Annotated in this window: 18 protein-coding genes; 17 read left to right on the top strand and 1 reads right to left on the bottom strand. The window is 69.4% G+C overall.

Features of this window, described 5'->3' with window-relative positions:
* Nucleotides 1-15 precede the first annotated feature (15 nt).
* From KAH28_RS03825 to KAH28_RS03745, 17 genes are all read left to right on the top strand, one after another.
* Nucleotides 16-1,548, top strand: coding sequence for a phage portal protein (locus tag KAH28_RS03825; RefSeq protein ID WP_290574488.1), 1,533 nt, complete (start codon nucleotides 16-18; stop codon nucleotides 1,546-1,548).
* The gene (locus KAH28_RS03820) at nucleotides 1,545-3,995 is read left to right on the top strand and encodes a head maturation protease, ClpP-related (protein ID WP_290574487.1); all 2,451 of its coding nucleotides are present in this window, start codon (nucleotides 1,545-1,547) and stop codon (nucleotides 3,993-3,995) included. Before KAH28_RS03825 ends, KAH28_RS03820 begins: the two co-directional genes overlap by 4 nt.
* A 189-nt stretch (nucleotides 3,996-4,184) precedes the next feature.
* Entirely contained in the window at nucleotides 4,185-4,553 is a 369-nt protein-coding gene (locus KAH28_RS03815) for a DUF2190 family protein (RefSeq protein ID WP_290574486.1), read from the top strand.
* 11 nt (nucleotides 4,554-4,564) lie between these two features.
* Nucleotides 4,565-5,134: a hypothetical protein gene (locus tag KAH28_RS03810; protein ID WP_290574485.1), complete on the top strand. Its 570-nt coding sequence runs from the start codon at nucleotides 4,565-4,567 to the stop codon at nucleotides 5,132-5,134.
* Nucleotides 5,131-5,469 carry a hypothetical protein gene (locus KAH28_RS03805; protein WP_290574484.1) on the top strand — a complete coding sequence of 113 codons (339 nt, stop codon included), beginning with the start codon at nucleotides 5,131-5,133 and terminating at the stop codon, nucleotides 5,467-5,469. The genes KAH28_RS03810 and KAH28_RS03805 overlap by 4 nt, the downstream gene beginning before the upstream one ends.
* A 2-nt stretch (nucleotides 5,470-5,471) precedes the next feature.
* Nucleotides 5,472-5,870 carry a hypothetical protein gene (locus KAH28_RS03800; RefSeq protein WP_290574483.1) on the top strand — a complete coding sequence of 133 codons (399 nt, stop codon included), beginning with the start codon at nucleotides 5,472-5,474 and terminating at the stop codon, nucleotides 5,868-5,870.
* A complete protein-coding gene (locus KAH28_RS03795) occupies nucleotides 5,867-6,082 on the top strand; it encodes a hypothetical protein (RefSeq protein ID WP_290574482.1) in 216 nt (71 codons plus the stop codon). Before KAH28_RS03800 ends, KAH28_RS03795 begins: the two co-directional genes overlap by 4 nt.
* A gap of 36 nt (nucleotides 6,083-6,118) precedes the next feature.
* Nucleotides 6,119-7,051, top strand: a complete 933-nt coding sequence (locus KAH28_RS03790) for a phage tail tube protein (RefSeq protein ID WP_290574481.1) — start codon at nucleotides 6,119-6,121, stop codon at nucleotides 7,049-7,051.
* A gap of 10 nt (nucleotides 7,052-7,061) precedes the next feature.
* The gene (locus KAH28_RS03785) at nucleotides 7,062-7,448 is read left to right on the top strand and encodes a hypothetical protein (RefSeq protein ID WP_290574480.1); all 387 of its coding nucleotides are present in this window, start codon (nucleotides 7,062-7,064) and stop codon (nucleotides 7,446-7,448) included.
* Nucleotides 7,448-7,834, top strand: coding sequence for a DUF1799 domain-containing protein (locus KAH28_RS03780; protein ID WP_290574479.1), 387 nt, complete (start codon nucleotides 7,448-7,450; stop codon nucleotides 7,832-7,834). The genes KAH28_RS03785 and KAH28_RS03780 overlap by 1 nt, the downstream gene beginning before the upstream one ends.
* Entirely contained in the window at nucleotides 7,834-13,653 is a 5,820-nt protein-coding gene (locus KAH28_RS03775; protein WP_290574478.1) for a phage tail tape measure protein, read from the top strand. Before KAH28_RS03780 ends, KAH28_RS03775 begins: the two co-directional genes overlap by 1 nt.
* A complete protein-coding gene (locus KAH28_RS03770; RefSeq protein WP_290574477.1) occupies nucleotides 13,650-15,146 on the top strand; it encodes a hypothetical protein in 1,497 nt (498 codons plus the stop codon). Before KAH28_RS03775 ends, KAH28_RS03770 begins: the two co-directional genes overlap by 4 nt.
* Before the next feature lie 2 nt (nucleotides 15,147-15,148).
* Entirely contained in the window at nucleotides 15,149-16,015 is an 867-nt protein-coding gene (locus KAH28_RS03765; RefSeq protein WP_290574476.1) for a hypothetical protein, read from the top strand.
* The gene (locus KAH28_RS03760; protein ID WP_290574475.1) at nucleotides 16,015-16,851 is read left to right on the top strand and encodes a hypothetical protein; all 837 of its coding nucleotides are present in this window, start codon (nucleotides 16,015-16,017) and stop codon (nucleotides 16,849-16,851) included. Before KAH28_RS03765 ends, KAH28_RS03760 begins: the two co-directional genes overlap by 1 nt.
* Before the next feature lie 10 nt (nucleotides 16,852-16,861).
* The gene (locus KAH28_RS03755; protein ID WP_290574474.1) at nucleotides 16,862-17,578 is read left to right on the top strand and encodes a hypothetical protein; all 717 of its coding nucleotides are present in this window, start codon (nucleotides 16,862-16,864) and stop codon (nucleotides 17,576-17,578) included.
* A gap of 2 nt (nucleotides 17,579-17,580) precedes the next feature.
* Nucleotides 17,581-17,910, top strand: a complete 330-nt coding sequence (locus KAH28_RS03750; protein ID WP_290574473.1) for a hypothetical protein — start codon at nucleotides 17,581-17,583, stop codon at nucleotides 17,908-17,910.
* 2 nt (nucleotides 17,911-17,912) lie between these two features.
* Nucleotides 17,913-18,434, top strand: coding sequence for a hypothetical protein (locus tag KAH28_RS03745; RefSeq protein ID WP_290574472.1), 522 nt, complete (start codon nucleotides 17,913-17,915; stop codon nucleotides 18,432-18,434).
* On the opposite strand, the gene KAH28_RS03740 is transcribed toward KAH28_RS03745, so the two are convergent.
* Nucleotides 18,418-18,684, bottom strand: coding sequence for a hypothetical protein (locus KAH28_RS03740; protein ID WP_290574471.1), 267 nt, complete (start codon nucleotides 18,682-18,684; stop codon nucleotides 18,418-18,420). The genes KAH28_RS03745 and KAH28_RS03740 overlap by 17 nt on opposite strands.
* Between the last annotated feature and the right edge of the window lie 116 nt (nucleotides 18,685-18,800).

The following is an 18,800-nucleotide window of genomic DNA, read 5'->3' as shown; positions in this document are numbered from 1 at the left end:
GGCCACGGTGTCCAGATGAACTGGTGGGACCGCGCGGTTGCGTACTTCTCGCCACAACGCGCTGTCCGCAACCTCTACTACCGCAACGCGTTGCGGGCGTCCGGTGGGTACGAGGGCGGCCGCGATTCGCGACTCCGCAAGACGATGCGCGATAACCGTGGCCCGAACCGGATCGTGCAGGGCGGGGCCGAGGCCACACGCAGCCATGCGCGGCATCTGGAGCGCAACTACGATTTCGCGCGCGGCACGCTGCGGGTATTCGCGCGCAACGTAATCGGGCCGCGCGGCATCGGCGTTGAGCCAATGCCACGTCGGGCTGATGGGCGCGTCCACAACGAGTTTGCCGATCAGATTCAGCGGTATCACCGCGAGTGGTCTCGCCGGCCGGAGGTCACCGGCCGCATGACGCGCGCGATGATGGAGCGCCACGCGCTTCGCTGCGGCATCCGAGATGGCGAGATATTCAGCCAGGCGCTCCGCGGCAATGTGCGCAACCTGCGGCACCACACGCAGGTTCCCTTCTCGCTGGAGCTGTTGGAGTCGGACTTCATCCCGTTCTGGCACGACGTTCCGGGTGACCGCATCTTCCAGGGCGTGCGGCTCAACGCGTGGGGTCAGCCGGTGGTGTACTTCGCTCACCGGGATCACCCAACGGACGGATTCCAGTACGGGGCGCAGGCACTCAAGGAAGTCCCCGCGGACCGGATGCTCCACTTTGCGCTGCGTGACCGGATCCACCAGGTGCGTGGCATCACGATCTTCGCTGCGGTGATCCACCGTCTTGAGGACCTGAAGGACACCACCGACTACGAGCTCGCCGCCGCCAAGTTGGCGAGCGCGCTCGCACTCACCATCACGCAGCAACCGGATGAGCTCGGCGACAACCCGCTCTCCAATGGCCAGAAGAGTGAGCAGACCGGGCGGCAGCTCATGGACATCGAGCCCGCCATGATCTACCGGGGGCAGGAGGGCGAGCAGGTCAACGTTGTCGACACCAAGCGCCCGAACCAGGCGCTACCGGACTGGATCGACTTCAACCTGCGGGGCATCGCGGCGGGCACCGACGGCAGCAAGAGCAGCATCAGCCGGCACTACACCGGCAATTTCTCCGCGCAGCGACAGGAGCTCGTGGAGACCTGGCCGGCGTACGAGGTCATGCGGGAGGAGTTCGTTTCCGCTGTCACGCTGCCCTGCTACGAGGACGTCGTGCGCACGGGGTTCGCCACCGGCGCGTTGCGCGTGCCGAGTGACGTCGACCCGTTCACGATCTTCGATGCGGACTATCGCGGCCCGGCGATGCCTTGGATCGACCCGGTGAAGGAAGCGCAGGGCGAGAAGATCAAGATCCGCTCCGGCCTGAAGTCACTGAGCCAGGCCGTGCGCGAGCGCAACGGTGATCCGTGGGAGGTCATCGATCAGCGCGCCGAAGAGCTGGCCTATGCCCGGAATCGCGGCGTGACGCTGGACACCGACCCGGCTGCCGTCAGCGGCAGCGGCGTCGAGCAGTCCAGCGCACCGGAATCCAACGACCCGGAGAACGAGCAATGAACTGGAATGCACTAGCGGCGGCACTCGGCCTGGCCGTGCCCGGCGAGGAATCCGCGCGCTCCGTGGTGCTGGCCCACCTGGGGCTGCCCGGCAACGCCAGCAACGATGCGGTCATGGCCGCGCTGGCCCGCAACGGCGACACGCCGCGCGACAACGTCGCGAGCATTGTCGCGCGCCGGCAACCGCGCAACGTCGTGGCCAGCGGTGCGTGGTGGCAGGTTCGGGCACAGGCCGAAGGCAATGAAGCGGAGCTCCTCATCTACGGCGACATCGGTGAGGACTTCTGGGCGGAGGAATCGATCACTGCCCGCGAGCTGGTGGCGGCGCTCAACGAGATCGCCGCGGACACCATCCGCGTGCGCATCAACAGCTTCGGCGGCAGCGTCTACGACGGGCTCGGCATCTACAACGCCCTGAAGCGGCACCGCGCCACGATCATCGTCGAGGTGGACGGCTACGCGGTGTCCATCGCCAGCCTCATCGCCATGGCGGGCGACACCGTACGCATTGCCGAGAACGCGATGTTCATGGTGCATGCGCCGCTTGCGGTGCTGATGGGCATGTTCAACGCGCGTGAGCTTGAGCGCTTCGTTGACCAGCTCGACGTGCACAGCCTGGCAATGATCAGCAGCTACGCCAACAAGACCGGCAAGAGCCGGGACGAGATCCTGCAGCTCGTCAGCGACGGCGAAGATCACTGGTTCACTGCCGACCAGGCTATCGCCTTCGGTCTGGCGGACGAGCTATCCGAAGCGCTGCCCATAGCCGCGCACGGAAACATCCCCGAACGCTTCCGCAACAAGCGCACCCCTGCGGCGTCGAGCGCCGCTCCTCAACCTGTACAGGAGTACCCCATGAACTGGATCACCCTTGCACTGGCGCTCGGCCTGAACCTGAGCGCGGACACCAGCCAGGACGCCGCAAAGGCACAAGTGCTGGCCACCCTCAACCTCGGGGGCGATGCCGACGACGCGGCCGTGACCGCTGCGCTGCAGCAGCGCGGCGTGCAGGCGGCCGGCAGCCCGAACGGCGTCCCGCCCGGCGGTGCGACCCGCGCCGGGGCGGACCCCGACCCGCAGCAGATCCGTGCCCAGGCGCTCGCCGACGAGCAGGGCCGACGGCGTGAGATCCGGCAGGCGTTCGCCCACTTCCAGGGTCGCGCTGGCGTGGACGATCTGATGACCGCCTGCATGGACGATGTCAACGTCAATGCCGAAACCGCCCGAGCACGGCTGCTCGACCACCTCGGACAGGGCAGCGAGCCCATTGCCGGGGCCGGTGCGAGCACCTCGATCGTCACGGACCAGGCCGACCGCATGCGCACCGGCATGGTCCACGCGATGCTCGGGCGACGCGGTATCGCCGAGGATCCCGAGACCGGGGAGCGGGTGGACGCCAGCGGCGCGAATCCGTGGCGCGGCCTCTCCGCTCGCGAGCTGGCGCGCGCCTGCCTGCAGGCAGCCGGTCACCGGACGGAGGGCATGCAGCCCATCGATGTGATGCGTGCTGCGCTCGGCGCGCCCATGCGGGCCGGCGGCGGCAACACGCAGAGCGACTTCCCGGTCATCCTGGAGAACCTCATCCAGCGCGAGGTGCTTCGCGGGTTCCGCTCGATTCAGCCCACGTTCTCCCGCTACTGCCGCATCGGGGACGTCTCGGATCTGCGCGAGTGGCAGCGTATGGTTCCCGGCGTGATCGCCTTCCTCGAAGAGGTGGACGAGAAGGGCGAGTACAAGAACAAGAACATCCCGGACGCCGAGAAGCAGACGATCCAGGCCAAGCGCCGTGGCAACATCATCGGCGTGACACCCGAAGTGCTGATCAATGATCAGCTCGGCCTCGTGCTCGACTCCGCCATGGATGTCGGCATGGCGGGTGGCCGCACCACGGAGCGTCTGGTGTACTCGCTCTTCGCCATGAACGGCGGCGACGGCCCCACCATCCGCTACCCGGACGGCAGCACCGGGCCGGTGTTCGCAGAGGCGCTCGGCACGAAGGCGGCCAGCGGCGATCTCGGCGCGCCGAGCGTGGAACTCCTGGCCAAGGGTGCGGACGCCATGGCGGAGCAGACGGCACCCGGGGATGACGAGGAGTACCTCGACATCCAGCCGGCAGTGTCGGTCTCCCGCCACACCACGGCGCGGGATATTCAGGTGCTGGTGGACAGCCAGTACGACCCCGACGCTACCAACAAGCTGCAGAAACCGAACAAGGTTCGCGGTCTGGTGAGCGACATCGTCGGCAGCCCGCGCATCGGCGCTGCGGCCTGGTACCTCCTGGCTGACGCGGCCGTCGCGCCGGTGTTCGAGGTGGTCTACCTCGACGGTCAGCGCGAGCCGCGCGTCGTCACCGAAGAGGTGTTCCGCAGCGGCGGCATCAACTGGCGTGCGGACATGGCGGTGGGTGCTGGCGCCATTGGCTGGCGTGGGGGCTATCGCGGCAACTGATCGCCCCACCAGACCCCTGTGTGACAAGTTCTGGCCCGCCTTCCGGCGGGCCTTTTCTTTGGCGATCCTGTCGCCCGAAAGGTCGTGCACCGGTGGCTGGTCGAAAGTGCCATTTTTGCCTGTAACTGGCACAGGCCTCCGGCGCACGCTTCCCCTGTCAATCGCGGCAACGCAGACAGGAGAAGCGACATGACCCGTAAATACATCCAGCCCGGCGAGGTCATCGACTACGCCAACGACACCGGCGAGGACATCGCCGTTGACGCGGTCGTGCCGATCGGCGGGCGCATCGGTGTGGCGCTGGTCGCCATTCCGGACGGCACCGTCGGCAGCGTGCAGCTCAGCGGCGTGTTCGAGGTGCCGAAGGTCACCGGCACGGCGATCGCGCAGGGCGCGCCCATCGACTACGACGACAGCGAGGCGGCGGTTACCACCGGCCTGACGCCGGCGGCCGGCGACATCAGCGGCTGCGCGACGGCGTTCAAGGCGGCGGCGTCCGGCGATGCGGTGTGCCAGGTGCTGCTCGGCTTCCCTGGCGGCACGGTCGCCAGCGAGTAAGTGCTGATCCCGTGTCCGGCGTCGAGCACCAGCTGATCGGCCTCGAGTCGGTAATCGAGGCGATGGACCAGCGCGACGTGAAGCGCGCGCTGGGCCGCGCGATGAGCGTGGGTGCGCGCAAGGGCCGGAAGGAGTATTCCGGGTACATCCGGGACAACCTGCCGGCGCCGGCACGGGCGGTGAAGGCGGCCATCACGTTCCGGCCTCCGCGCAATGGCGAGAACGGGCTGCTGACGGTGGTGTCGCCCAGCACGCCGCTGTCGCTGCTCAAGCCCCGGAAGACCCGCAAGGGCTTCTCGGTGGAGATCGAGAAGGGCCGGCGCGTGCTGATCGAGGGCGCGTTCCAGTTCCCTTCCGCCGGCAAGCGCCTGTTCAAGCGGGCGGGCACGTTCCGGCTCCCGAAGAAGGGGCGCTATGCCGGCCGCGGCATCAAGCGGGAGGACATCGAGCAGCTGTTTACCCGCTCGGTGACGCAGGCCGCCGATGACCCGGCGGTGATCAACCGGGTGGCCACTGTCATCAACGAGACCTCGCGCGCCGAGTTCGTCCGTCAGATCAAGCTGCTGGGGGGTGTCTCGTGAGTCTGGCCGCCGATTTCGACGCGGCCGACGCTGCCGAGATGGTGGCTGCGGTGGGTGAACCCTGCACGCTGTCGCTGCCCGGCCATGCGGATGCCGAGATCCACTGCGTGGAGGCAGAGGCCGGGTGGCGCGAGAGCGGGGACGTGCACGAGTTCCGCGGCCAGCGCGTCGAGATCGACATCGGGATCGTGGACCTGCCGGACGGCGTCACCGTCGACGACCTGGCGCCGAGCGGCACCATCGACCGTACCGCCCGCGCGGACGAGCCCACGCTGCACGTCAGCGACGCCCACGAGCTCGGCCACGGCTTCGTGCGCCTGATCTGCGAGCCGTAGCCGTGGACACCGCCGCCATCGTCACGCACATCAAGCCGGACCTGCTCGCGGCCGGTTTCGCGGTGGTGCAGAGCGCCCTATCCGTGGAGGCCATCCCCAACTGGGATCAGCTGCCGGCGGCCTTCGTGCACCCGGTGAAGGACGTGGCGCGCGGCGGCAACCGCTTCGGCACCTATGCCCACGCGCAGACGGTGGACGAGCAGTTCGCCGTCGTCACCGTGTGCGCCATCGACGAGCTCGAAACCTGGCGCGGGCACGTGCGCGACAAGCTCATCGCCGGCCCGCTGCCGGGCCGCGTGTTCGAGACCGATTTCATCGAGGGCGAAATCCTCGACCTCAACCGCACCGCCATCTGGTGGCGGGACGTTTACGGCACAGCAGTAGAACGGAGATCGACATGACCGAACGCCAGCGCCCCACCACGGGCGGCAGCTTCGTCCGCAAGCCGGACGGCTCGCTCGAGGCCAACAAGGACACCCGCAGCGCGGCCGCGAAGAAGCGCGCCGCCGCCAAGCGCGCCGAGGCCCCGAAGGCCGAGCCGCCCGCGGACAAGACCACCCGCGCGTCTTTCGCCGGCGAAACCGGCAAGGGCGCCGACGGCGGCGACAAGTAAGCCGCCGCCCCGCATCCACGCACTGAGGACATCCCCATGAGCCTGTACGCCAAGCGCCTCATCCTGGCCGCCATCGGCAGCAACCCGTACCCCACCGACCCGGAACCCACGGCCTCGGACAATGCCGTCCTGGCGCGCAACATCCAGTTCCAGCCGTTCCAGGGCGCGACCGCCACGCTGGACTACGATCGCCCGACGCTGGGCGCCGGCAAGCAGTACTACACCGGCCCGCACGGCCGCCTCACGTTCGAGGTGGACCTGTCCGGATCCGGCGAAGCAGGCACCGCGCCGGCGTGGGGCCCGCTGCTGCAGATGTGCGGCTTCGCCGAGACCGTTACCGCGGAGACGGATGTCGTCTACAGCCTGCTCAGCACCGGCTTCGAGTGGGGCAGCATCTACTTCAACCACGACGGCGAGCTGCACAAGCTGCTGGGCTGCCGCGGCACCGTCAGCTTCACCCTGAACAAGGGGGGCATGCCCAGCATGGCCTTCGAGTTCTGGGGGCTGTGGGACCAGACCCCCACGTCGGCGGCTGTCGGCACGCCGGACTTCTCGGCCTTCATCGACCCGGTGCCGGTGAACGAAGCCAACACCCCCACCTTCACGCTGGACAGCTACGCCGCCAAGTGCGAGGCCTTCAGCATCGACGCCGGCTGGGACGTGCAGTACCGCAACGTGATCAACGACGAGCACGTGCGCATCGTCGATCGCGAGACCACAGGCCAGGCCACCATCGAGAAGCCCGCGCTGAGCGACAAGGACTTCTACGCCCTGGTCCGCGGCCACAGCGTGGTCGCCGGCCAGTTGGTCCACGGCACCACCGCCGGCAACATCATCACCTTCGACGTGAAGGCGCAGCTGCTGATGGGTGCGGACTCCAACAGCCAGGGCCTCTCCGTGTTCCCGCTCGACCTGCGCTGCATCCCGACCGATGCCGGCGACGACGAGCTGACCATCACCCTGACCTGACGGAGGCCGCATGGCACTGCAACTGAAGCGCGGGCCGAAGGAGTGCGTCTGGACCAAGGCCCGCATCACGCACCGCGACGACAACGGCAAGACCTACGCCGACGAGTTCGAGGTGCAGATCCGCACGCCGAGCGATGTGGATGACCTGCTGCGGGAAAGCGACATGGTGCGCGGCGAGGGGGAGACCGACCCCGCCGCCGCACGCCAGCGCGTGACCCAGTACCTGCGCGACAACATCCGCGACTGGCGCAAGCTCATCGGCGCCGACGATCAGGAGATCCCGTTCTCCGGCGATGCCCTGGACGAGCTCATCCAGATTGCCCCGTACCGGGTCGGCCTGGTCGAGCTGGTGATGGAGACCCGGAAGGCGCCGGCGGGAGCCGAGCGAAAAAACTGATGGACTTCGCACGTGCTTGGGCCGGCGGCCGTGCGGATGACCACCAGCAACTCGACGACGACATGCGAGTGCTGGGGGCAGTGCTGCCGGCCGGCGACGAGCGGCCCGAGGCCATCCAGCCGGATGCGCCTTTCGAGGTCGCCGCCGTCAACTGGGTTGCCGTGGAGGTGTTCCTGGACTGCGTGACGCAGTGGCGCACCGGCATGGCCGGCGCCACCGGCCTGGACTACCCGGCCGTGGAGAGCGTCATGCGCATGCACGACGTGGGCGACCAGCGCGACACCCTGTCGCGCGTGCGCGTGATGGAAGCCGAGACGTTGGCGGAGTGGAAGCGCCAGCGGGACCGTGACGCCGCCACGCGGCCGCGCGGCAAGCGGGTGCACTGATGGCCACGCAGCAGCGCCAGTTCAAGCTCGGCCTGATCATCGAGGGTGATGCAAAGGGCGGCATCCGCGCCACAGCCGCGACCGAGGACCAGCTGAAGAAGCTGTCGGCGCAGCACGACCGCACGCGCAAGTCCAACGAGAAGCACCGCCGCGAGGCGGAGCGCATGGACAAGCGCATGAGCCAGATGGCCGCGACGGTGGGCCGAACCGCGGCCGGCCTGGTCGGGCTGGCCTCCGCCGGCGCCGCCGTCGCCAAGGTCTCCGGCGAGATGCTGACCTTCGAGCGCACGCTGAGCCGCATCGAGGGTCTGGTGGGTGTGGCGCGCGAGCAGGTGGACGCCATGGGTGGCAGCCTGCTGGATCTGTCGCCCGCCACAGGCAAGGGCCCGAACGAGCTTGCTGAGGCGCTCTTCTTCGTTACCTCCGCCGGCTACCGTGGCGCGGAGGCGCTGCAGATCGTGGAAGCCAGTGCCCGCGCATCGACGGCGGGGCTCGGCGAGACGGCGGCCATCGCCGACACCGTCACCAGCGCGGTGAACGCCTACGGGCCGGCCGCGCTCAGCGCGGCAGAGAGCACCGACATCCTCGTGGCCGCGGTGCGCGAGGGCAAGCTCGAGGCCGCCGAGATGGGGCCGGCCCTGGCGGATGTGGTGGGTACCGCTGCCGCGCTCGACATCGCGTTCGCTGACGTGGCCGGCACGATGGCCGTGTTCTCGCGCACTGGCACGAGCGCGGGCAAGGGCGCGACCGCCGTCAACGCCATCCTCAACGCACTGCTCAAGACCAGCGCGGAGGGTGAGCGCGCGCTGGACGGCGTCGGCCTGTCGCTGGAGCAGTTGCGCGAGATCGCCAGCGAGGACGGCCTGGTGGCCGTGATGCGGACGCTGGACGATGCCTTCGCCGGCAACGTCGGTCAGCTGCGCGCCGTGATCACCGAGACCGAAGCCTTCCGCGGCGTCATGAACGCCCTGGCGCAGGACTCCGGCACCGTGGACAGCGTGCTGCGCGGTGTCACCGAATCCACCGGTGCGCTCGACGGTGCATTCGAGGCCGCCGCACGCACTGGCGACTTCGAGCTGAACCAGGCGCTGCAGAAGCTCAACACCAGTGGCATGGCCTTCGCGGAGGAAGTGCTGCCGCCGATGATCAGCGGGCTGGCGGAGTTCCTGGACCTCACCACCGAGGGGCTCACCAATGCCGGCGAGGGCCTGGCCGCGATGGCCGCGCGCGCCACCGGCCACATCGTGCCCGAGGATGAGCTCGAGCGCCTGGTGCGACTCCGCGACGAGGCGCGCGAGCTGGGCAATACGCTCAACGCCACCGTGCGCAGTCAGCAGATCGGCGACCTGCTCGACCGCTTCCCGTGGCTGCGTGAGGGTGTGTGGGATCCTGCCATTGCCGGGCTCGCCGACATCCGTATGCTGCTCGGCGACACGGCGGACGAGGCCGGCAACCTCGTCGAGATCACCGGGCAGGGTTCGGACGTCGTCATCCCGTTCGCGCGTGGCCTGGAGGATGCTGCCACCGGCGCCGGCGCCCTGCGCGAGGGCAGTGAGCAGGCCAGCGAAGAGGTCGCGGAGCTCATCACGCAGCAGAGAACGCTGCTGGGGCTGCTGAATCAGGGCCTGTCCGTTACCGAGGCCGAGACCCGTGCTCGGCTGCAGGAACAGGGCGCCACCGATGCGCAGATCGAACAGTATCTGCGTCTCCAGGCGCGCATCGAGGGCATCAAGGATGCGCGCGCCGAGTCCACCAAGACCACGGATGCCGCGGCGAAAGCCGAAGAGCGCCTGCACCTGCGCATTGCCGAGGAGGCCCGCGTCCTCGAGCTCATGCAGATGGGCTGGACGGAGCAGCAGGCGCAGCGCCACGCCGAGCTGGCGTTCGCGTCGGACCTGGAGCGCGCCTACCTGCGCCTGAAGAACGCGCGGGAGGACTACGCAGACCAGCAGGACGCGACGCCGATGAAGGACCTGCAGCGCGAGCTGGACAGCCTGAGCTTCGGCAACCAGTTCGCGCAGGGTTTCGACGACGCCAGCCGCGCGGCCGGCGACCTGTTGGACGGGCTCAACGGGCTCATCGACGCGCAGTCCACCTTCGCGGATCTGCGCGAGAAGCACGCCGGGGACGAGGAGGCGCTGGCGGCCATACAGCAGAAGTCCCAGCAGGCGACCGTCGGCCTGTTCGGCGACATGACGCAGGCGGCCAAGGGGTTCTTCAGCGAGGGCAGTGCCGGCTATGAGGCCCTGACCGCGGCGGAGCAGACGTTCCGTGCCATCGAGTTGGCCATGGCCGCGAAGAACCTGGCGCAGAAGCTCGGCTTCCTGCAGACCGAGACCGCCGCCACCGTTACTTCGGCCGCCACGAAGGCGTCGGCGGAGGGCGCGGCGGCGCAGACCAGCAGCATGGTGGGCCTGCCCTTCCCGGCCAACCTGGCGGCGTTGGCGGCCACCACCGCGGCCATTGCCGCGCTGGGTGTGTCGCTACAGGGCGGCAGCGGTGCGGCCGCCGGAGCGCTGGATACCGGCAGCACCTCGGGCCTGCGTACCCGCGGGACTGTCCTGGGCGATCCGGAGGCAGAAAGCGCGTCGATTGCCAATGCGCTGGACGGCCTCGCCGACATTGCGTCGGAAGAACTGGCCTACACCAGCCAGATGCTGCGCAGCCTGCAGAACATCGAGAGCGCGCTGGCCGGTGTCACGTCGGTCTTCGCGCGTTTCGCCGGCGAAACCGGCGTGCAGTCGCTGGACCTGGGTGGCTCGGTGGGTAGTGTCAGCGCCGAAGCGACCGGCTTCCAGGGCTCGTTCTACGCGAACATCGTCGCCGGCCTGATCGGCAACGATGATCTGCTGGAGGACGAACGTGCGGCCTTCGAGCGACAGGCTGCGGAGGCCAGTGCCGACATCACGCAGGGCGTCCAGTCCATCCTCGACAACCTGGGCGCCGGCATCGGCTCGGCCGTCGGTGCGTTGGGTGGTGACGTGGATGATGCACTGGCCGCGTTCACCGACATCCAGCTGCCGGACCTGCGCATTGCCGAGCAAGAGGATCTCGACGCAGCGCTGGAGGCGTTCTTCTCGTCCATCGGCGACAGCGCGGTGGAGATCGTCAGCCAGCAGACGAACCTCGCCATCGGCGATTTCCAGCGCTTCGGCGAGGGCGCGCTGGAAACCCTCACGCGCGTGGCCAGCGGCGTGGAGTACGCGCGCGACGTGGCGGACGAGCTGGACGTATCGCTTGCCAGCCTCGCGGACGTCGACCGGCGAGCGGAGGATCTCGGCGCCGAGCTCGTGCGGCTGTCGGTGGCGCAGGCCAACGCCGGTACCGGGCTCGGCGAGCTGGTGGCGCAGTACACCGGCAGCGCGGAGGACACGGCCGATTTCGCGCGCGAGCTGATCGACCTGCGCGACGCCATGCGCTACATGGGCGACCAGGCTGCGGACGTCACGCGCGAGATGCTGGACGCCGCCGGCGGCCTGGACCGCTTCGCGGACGGCTTCGAGACCTACCGGGAGGAATTCTTTTCCGCCGAGGAGCAGCTGGGCTTCCTGCGCCGCGAGCTGGGCGAGGAGCTGGCCGACCTGGGCCTGAGCCTGCCGTCCACGCGCGACGCGCTGCGCGACCTCATCGAATCCGTGCGCGGCAACGACAGCCTGTACGGGGCGTTGATCGCGCTGGTGCCGCAGTTCGACGAGCTGTACTCGGTGCAGCGGGACGTGGCGCAGAGCTCCGCCGATGCCGCCGAGCAGCAGCGCCGGCTGGCAGAGAGCATCGGCAGCGCCAGCCAGTCGATCGCCCGGCAGATTGCCGAGCTGCGCGGCCAGTCGGTGGCGGCGCTGCAGATCGACAACGTGCTGGGCGCCGTCAACAGCGCCGGCAGCTTTGCCGACCTGGTGTCGCAGTTCGGCAGCATTCAGCAGGCGCTGACGGCGCAGCTGAACGAGCAGCTGGACGCGATCAACGCGCAGTCCGCTGCGACGGACGCACAGGATCAGCAGCAGCTCGACGCGCTCAACGCGCAGATCTCGGCCGTCAACGAGCAGATTCGCGCGGCTGAGCGGTTGCGCGACGTGGCGCAGGGCATCCGCGACTACGTGTCCGGGCTGGACGTGGGGCAGTTCGCTGCCGGCACGCCGCTGCAGCAGCTGGAGGCGGCGCAGGCGCGCTTCGCCACCATGACCGCCGCGGCCCGCGCCGGCGACGTGGACGCCGCCGGCAATCTGCAGGGCCGGGCCGGCGACGTGCTGCGCCTGGCGCAGGACATCTACGGCAGCAGCGGGCAGTTCCAGCAGATCCGGCAGAGCATCGTGGACTCGCTGGGGGCCACCGCCGACCAGGTGGACGTGACCACGCCCGAGCTCCAGGCCATGAACAACCAGCTGGCCGCGCTGGAGCAGCAGCAGGCGACGCTGGAGCAGATCCGCGACAACCAGCCGCAGCAGGTGACGGACCTCAACAGCGCCGCCGCCGACCAGGCCACCGCGCTGGAGGAAGGGCTGGCCGACCGGCTGCAGGACGTGCAGGGCATCCTCGGGCTGATCGGCGACATCAACGTCCTCAGCCGCGATCAGCAAATCGACGCGATGGGCGTCCTGCAGGACGCGCTGGCCACCGTGATCCGCGGCGGGGATCTCGACACCGTCGCCGGGCTGGAGCAGCTGCGGGCGCAGATCGAATCCGGCATCGCCAGCATCACGGATGGCGACCAGCTCATCAGCACCGTGCTGGAAGGCGGCTTCGACAGCATCGCCGGCGCGCTGCAGGACGCGCTGGTGGATCTCGGCAGCGATGTCTCCGGCCTGTCCGCCGAGCTCACGCGCGCGCTGCTGGGCAACGCCGACGAGGTGGCGGAGGCCATTCAGCAGGCCAACGCGCAGAGCATTGCTGACGCCGAGCTGCAGACCGCTGCGATGCTGGCGCCGCTCAACGCGCTGGGCAAGAACACGGATCAGATGCGCGCGGAGATGGTCGCGCAGCTGCACGACCAGATCCTGCAGCAGCAACTGACCGCGAGCCTCACCGACATCCTCGGCGCCGAGACGCGCGGCGTGCAGGACCTGGTGGCGGCCGCCAGCAACATCATCAGCGGCAACGTTGCCGCCAGCGGGCAGAGCGTGGTGCGCGAGCTGCTGGGCCTGAACCAGCTGGAGAGCCTCACGCGCGACGACATCATCGCCAGCCTCACCGGCATGGCGAACCTGGAAAGCGGCTCGCAGAGCATCCTGGACGCGCTGCTGGGGACGAACCGCAACACCGAGGACAACACCGGGCAGACGGCCTACGGCGTGGGGCAGTTCGACGCGCAGCTGCTCAAGGCCGCCAACACCATCAACCAGAACATCCACCACACCAACGCCGGCATCGGCAACGTCATCGCCGGCATCAACGGCCTCGGCGGCCTGCTGCAGGACACGCGCGGGGTCATCGACCACCTCAGTGCCATCCGCGGCTGGACGTTCGCATCGCGGCAGGCCCTGAACGCGCAGAACGCCGCCGACGGCCTGCCGCAGTTCGCGCACGGCGGCATCGCCACCGGGCCGGCCAGCGGGTACCGCGTCGAGATGCACCGCACCGAGGCCATCATGCCCGCGGTGCGGATGAGCGACGGCAATTTCGGCGTGCGGGTGGACCAGGGCAACGCCGAGCTGGTGCGCGAGCTCCGCGCGCTACGCGATCGCGTGGAGCGTCAGGAGGCCCACCTGCAGGCGCTGGTGCGTGTGGAGCAGAGCGGCTGGAAGCAGTCGCTGGAGCTGGGGCAGAAGCAGCTACGCGACAGCAACGCCGTGGCCCGAGCCGCCCGGCTGGAGGCGGCATCGTGAGCCTCGTCTACCTCCTCACGCTGGACGCGCTCGACGCCGCGGACAACCCGGTAACGCTGCGCTACGCCAGCGGCGACTACCACGCCGACGGCAACAACTGGCCGCCGCGCCTGCAGCGCCCGGCGCTGTTCGCGGGGCGGGCGCGCATTCCGTGGCTGCGCAGCAACAACACCAGCCAGGGCGACCTGGAGCTGGCCAACAGCGACGGCCGACTGGACGAGCTGGTGGACTACGCGCTGGATGGCCGCGCGCTCCTCATCCAGACCTGGGACGGCACCGCGCTCGCCACCGTGCTGCGCGGCACCGTCAGCCGGGTGGAGGCCACCCGCAACAGCGTGCGCCTGATCCTGCGCGACCCGTCCGCCTACCTCGCCGAGAATCACCCGCAGGACACCTACGCCGGCGACGGCACCGACCTCGAGGGCGGCGAAGACATCGCCGGCCGCGCGAAACCGCAGGTGCTGGGCGCCGTCAGCAACGCCACCCCCGTGCTGGTGGACTACGGCCTGCAGATCTACCAGGTCAGCAGCCTGAGCGACTGCACCGTCACCGCCGCGCGTGACCGCGGCGTGGCACTCACCAGCGCCGGCACCTACGCCAGCGAGGCCGACCTGCTGGACGAGGCCCTGACGCCGCCCGCCGGCCACTACCGCAGCTGGCAGGGCTTCATCCGCCTGGGCGCCACCGCGCAGTCGCTGACGGTGGACGCCCAGCAGGCCAGCCCGCACGCCGCGGACGTGCTCACCGCGATCGTCACCGCCGCCGGCGGACAGCTGGCGGATCCGCCCGTCACCACCGCCCCCTACATCACCGCGGACGGCAGCGCGTACGAAACCGCCAACGACGGCATCTACTACGTCACCACCGCCACGCTCGGTGCGCTGGTGGGCATCTACCTGGACGACGCCCGCAGCACCGAGGCGATGATCGACGAGCTCGCCGCCAGCGTCGGCGGCTACTGGCGGACCGACGCCAGCGGCCACGTGGCGCTGCACGTCCTGGGCATCGGCACGCCCGCGGCCGTCATTCCGCGCCACCGCATCCTCGGCATCGAACGCACAGCCGGCGGGGCGGGTGGCAATGGCCTGCCGGTGCACCGCGTGGTCGTGCGAGCGGACCGCGTGGCCACCACGCAGACCGACCTCGCCGCCGGCGCCGCCAATGCCGCGCGCTGGCGCACCGAGTACCGCGAGTTCGCCGCCGCCGACGCCGCGACGAAAACCCGGCACCCGCTCAGCAGCGAGCTGCGCATCGACACCGCCCTGCGCAGCGGCGGCCGCCAGCTGGCCATCCGCCTGCGGGATCTGCTCAAGGAGCGGCGCGACCGCACGCAGGTCACCGTGCGTCTGGACCAGTACGGCGCGCGGGACATCGGCGACACCGTCACCGTGGAGCACCCCCGCTTCGGCTACGAAGCCGGCCGGGACATGCTCATCCTGGGCCGCACGCCGGATGCCGAGCGCGGCGCCCTCACCCTGGACGTGTGGGGCTGACCGTGGCGCTGGCACAGCACAAGCTCACCCTGGCCTGGCCGAACCTCATCGACCGCTGCACGCTCTCCGGCGGCAGCTATACCGCCGCGCGCCCGCTGGCCCACGCGCAGGTGCGCGAGCTGCAAGAACGCAGCCGCACCAGCGATGCCGCTACCGACAGCACCCAGCTGCTCGTCACGCTGGACCAGCGCCGCACCCTCGGCGGGTTCGGCATCGCCGCGCACAACCTCAGCGTGGACGCCACCGTGCGCATCCGCGTGCGGGACGACAGCGACACCACCGTGCTGGACAGCGGCCATCTGCCCGCCTGGCCCGGCATCCTGCTGCCCGACCAGCTGGAGTGGGAGGACGACAACTACTGGTTCGGCCAGCTCACCGCCGAAATGCGCGCCGAGTACACCCCGCTCTTCGCCTGGTTCTTCGGTCCGGTGGTGCCCGCGTACTCCGTGCTGGTGGAGATCACCGATACCGCCAACGCCGACGGCTACATCGAGTTCGGTCGGCTGTTCCTGGGCAACGCCTGGCAGCCCGGCATCAACATGAGCTACGACAGCCAGTGGGGGCACGACGACGCCACCACCGTCGAGGAAACCGTGGACGCCGGCGCCGAGTTCTTCGACGAGGCCCCGCGCCGCCGCACCTTTGCCTGCGGCCTGGACTACCTCGACGCCAACGACGCCTTCAACCAGCTGTTCCGCATGCAGCGCGTGCAGGGCATCAGCGGCGAGATCCTCATCGCGGACCAGCTGGCCGCCACGCCGCAGAGCCACATGAAGACGATGCTGGCGCGCCTCACCCAGCTGGACCCCGTCAGCCACCCCTACCACGACAACTGGCGGAACACCCTCGCCGCCAGGGAGATCCTCTGATGGCGTCAGTGACGTTCCCCGCAGGCCTCGGCGGCGACGGCAGCACCGTCACCGACGACGACAACGCCAGCACCGGTCTCGGCAACGGCGGCCACCGCCTGCGGTTCGTTCCCGCGTTGGCGCAGACCGTGGTCATGGCGCAGACGGCGAAGGACAGGGCCGCCGCGGCTGCCAGCAGCGCCGGCGCCGCAAGCACCAGCGAGACCAACGCCGGCAACAGCGCAACCGCTGCCGCCGGCAGTGCCAGTGCGGCCAGCACCAGCGAGACCAACGCCGGCAACAGCGCGAGCGCCGCGAGCACCAGCGAGGACAATGCCGCCGACAGCGAAACCGCGGCGGCAGCCAGTGCCGCAACGGCCGGCACGCGCGAATCCGGTGCAATCGCAGCTGCCGCAAGCGCCGAGGCCGATGCCGACCGCGCCGAGGCGGCCGCACAGGGGCTGCTCGGGCGTAGGACCGTCGTCAACACCGTTGCGGAGAATATTGACGTCGCTGATGTCGATAGCGGCACGCATTACCGCTGCGCGCGCAGTACGCGCCAGGAGATCCGGCTCAGCGAGACCGCGGCCCTCGGCGCCACGGTGCACGTCCAGGCCCGAGGCGCCGGGCTCGTGGCGTTTGTCGGTGGCCTCATCCGCAGCCGCGGCGGCCGCCGCCACGTCACCGAACAGGACGGCCAAGTCACCGCCACGAAAACGGCGCAGACCGAATGGTCGATTGCCGGAGACCTCGGCGACGTGCAGACGCAGCAATCCGAGTACCAGTTGGCCGTCGGCGGCACCTACCAGCTCGCCGGCGGCAGCACTTACCAGGTCACTTCGGTGACCGCCGCATAGGAGTATTGCAATGGGTGATTACAGCAGCGTGCCAAAGCGGACGCCGGAGGCCGGTGACGAGGTTTTCGGCTGGGACGACTCGGCCGGTGAAGAGGCATTCTTCCCGATTGGATCGAGCCCGGGCGATATCCCGCTCGGCTCAACGCTCCAAAACGGCAGGACTCTCGGGACGGTCGACTCTGCAGGGCGCCAGATCCGCATCGACGGATTCGTGGTCCCTGGAGGCAATCATCGCTACTTGCGGCTGATAGATCTGAGCCTCAACGACCAGTCCGTCAATCTGGGTATAGGTTCAGCGACGACTGGTGGTGGGGCCGCAGAAGCGTCCGCGCTGAGGGCGGTGCTCGGGCACAGCACGACGCTGGGCAAGACCAGCGGGTTCGTGCTTACTGCCGGGACGGTCCCATTCAGCGCGAAGCTGGTCACATTCGACCATGCCGGCAAGACGTGGCTGGGTCTGGACTTTAATCCGTCTGTGGGCAGTTTTGGCTTGGTGCCAATGGTGCTCTACGGCGTGGTTTCATCTCAGTTCGTACTGGCATCGGTGCTGATGGTCGCGAGCGCTGACGTTAGCGTCGTTGCAGATTTCGTCTCGGACGATGTCCCCCAGTTCTCGGGTTTCCCCGGCGCCGCCATCGGCCAGAACCAATCCCTCCACATCTCCGGCAGTCCAGGCACCTCGAAAGAGGTGATGGTCGACGGCAACGGCTTCATCGTCGAGGTCTAACCATGAGCACAGTCAACGCAGCCATCAATATCGCCGGCGACGGGTCGATCGAGTACCGCAGCGCCCACGCTGGCGATATCACCGTCACCCGCACCGGCTCCGGCGTCTACGAGATCCACGGCGCCACCGGCATGCCCGCCAGCGGCTGGCGCACCAGCGTCCCACGCGGCGACGGCGGCGAGCCGCTGATCGATGTCCAGATCACCGAGGGCGACCCGATCACCGTCGCGACGTCCATCGACAGCAGCCCGGCCGACATCCCCTCCGGTCGGGTCCTGAGCGTCCGATTCCGGGTGCCGGAACCCGAGCCCGAGCCGGCGCCGGAGATCTGAGCATGAGCAGGTTCAGCGAACACCGCCTGCTCATCGCCATCCTCGGCATTCCGGTACTGCTGAGCGTCGGCCTGCCGCTGTTGGCCGACCTCAACGCCCTGCCGCTGCCGGCCGTCGGCGCCCTCATGCTCGGTACCGTCGCGCTCCCGTTCGTCCTGCTGCACATCCTCAGCTGGACGCCGTGGGTAGAGCGTATCGTGCCCATCCTCCACCGCGACCTGCCCGGCACCACCGGCGGCCAGAGCAACGGCCTCCGCATCGTCCTGGACCCCGAGTACACCGCCCGCTGGTTCCTAGAGCACGAGCTCGAGCACACCCGCCGCACCTGGCGCTGGACGTTCCTCGGCAAATGGGTCATCAAGCAGAGCGAGCGCGGCCGCATCTGGTGGGAGGCCGTCGCCTACGCCGCAGGCGTCAATGCCGGCCGCCCCCTCGACGAAGCCGCCCGCGCCATGTCCGGGCATAGGTACGACTTCGACGTGACCGAGGACGAGGCCCGCGCGGCGATCAGCCGTCACCTGTAGCCGCCGCGTCTTCCGATAGCGGGCGTCCGCACCGCGTGCAACGTCCCGCAGCGGACGCCTCCCACTCGTCGGTATACGGCACCACCGGCGGGTCGATCCGCCGCGCCGCAGCGATCACGAGCAGACGCAGCCGCTCGCGATACGCCGCCTCCTGAGCGGCCGGCAGCGGCTGCTCCAGAGCGCCGGCGGCCCGGTTCAGCGCACGCGCCAGGTCGGCGTCGAGCAGGTCGATGTACGGATTGCGGGGCACTACGCCGCACCCCGCACCCGAGCGATCCACGCCGGATCGGCTGCTCGCATCTGCCACGCCTCCCACAGCGCCGGGTGCATCGGATTCTCGTCGCGCTCCCAGCCCGCCCACGTTCG

This window comes from Algiphilus sp. (assembly GCF_023145115.1).
Taxonomy (GTDB): domain Bacteria; phylum Pseudomonadota; class Gammaproteobacteria; order Nevskiales; family Nevskiaceae; genus Algiphilus.
This window is presented reverse-complemented; position numbering and strand designations above follow the sequence as displayed.

Excerpts from the sequence above, each read along its gene's own strand:
- KAH28_RS03760 (WP_290574475.1), top strand. The coding sequence starts at position 16,015 with ATGGCGTCAGTGACGTTCCCCGCAGGCCTCGGCGGCGACGGCAGCACC.
- KAH28_RS03755 (WP_290574474.1), top strand. The coding sequence starts at position 16,862 with ATGGGTGATTACAGCAGCGTGCCAAAGCGGACGCCGGAGGCCGGTGAC.
- KAH28_RS03785 (WP_290574480.1), top strand. The coding sequence starts at position 7,062 with ATGGCACTGCAACTGAAGCGCGGGCCGAAGGAGTGCGTCTGGACCAAG.
- KAH28_RS03780 (WP_290574479.1), top strand. The coding sequence starts at position 7,448 with ATGGACTTCGCACGTGCTTGGGCCGGCGGCCGTGCGGATGACCACCAG.
- KAH28_RS03745 (WP_290574472.1), top strand. The coding sequence starts at position 17,913 with ATGAGCAGGTTCAGCGAACACCGCCTGCTCATCGCCATCCTCGGCATT.
- KAH28_RS03795 (WP_290574482.1), top strand. The coding sequence starts at position 5,867 with ATGACCGAACGCCAGCGCCCCACCACGGGCGGCAGCTTCGTCCGCAAG.
- KAH28_RS03750 (WP_290574473.1), top strand. The coding sequence starts at position 17,581 with ATGAGCACAGTCAACGCAGCCATCAATATCGCCGGCGACGGGTCGATC.
- KAH28_RS03820 (WP_290574487.1), top strand. The coding sequence starts at position 1,545 with ATGAACTGGAATGCACTAGCGGCGGCACTCGGCCTGGCCGTGCCCGGC.
- KAH28_RS03825 (WP_290574488.1), top strand. The coding sequence starts at position 16 with ATGAACTGGTGGGACCGCGCGGTTGCGTACTTCTCGCCACAACGCGCT.
- KAH28_RS03790 (WP_290574481.1), top strand. The coding sequence starts at position 6,119 with ATGAGCCTGTACGCCAAGCGCCTCATCCTGGCCGCCATCGGCAGCAAC.
- KAH28_RS03775 (WP_290574478.1), top strand. The coding sequence starts at position 7,834 with ATGGCCACGCAGCAGCGCCAGTTCAAGCTCGGCCTGATCATCGAGGGT.
- KAH28_RS03815 (WP_290574486.1), top strand. The coding sequence starts at position 4,185 with ATGACCCGTAAATACATCCAGCCCGGCGAGGTCATCGACTACGCCAAC.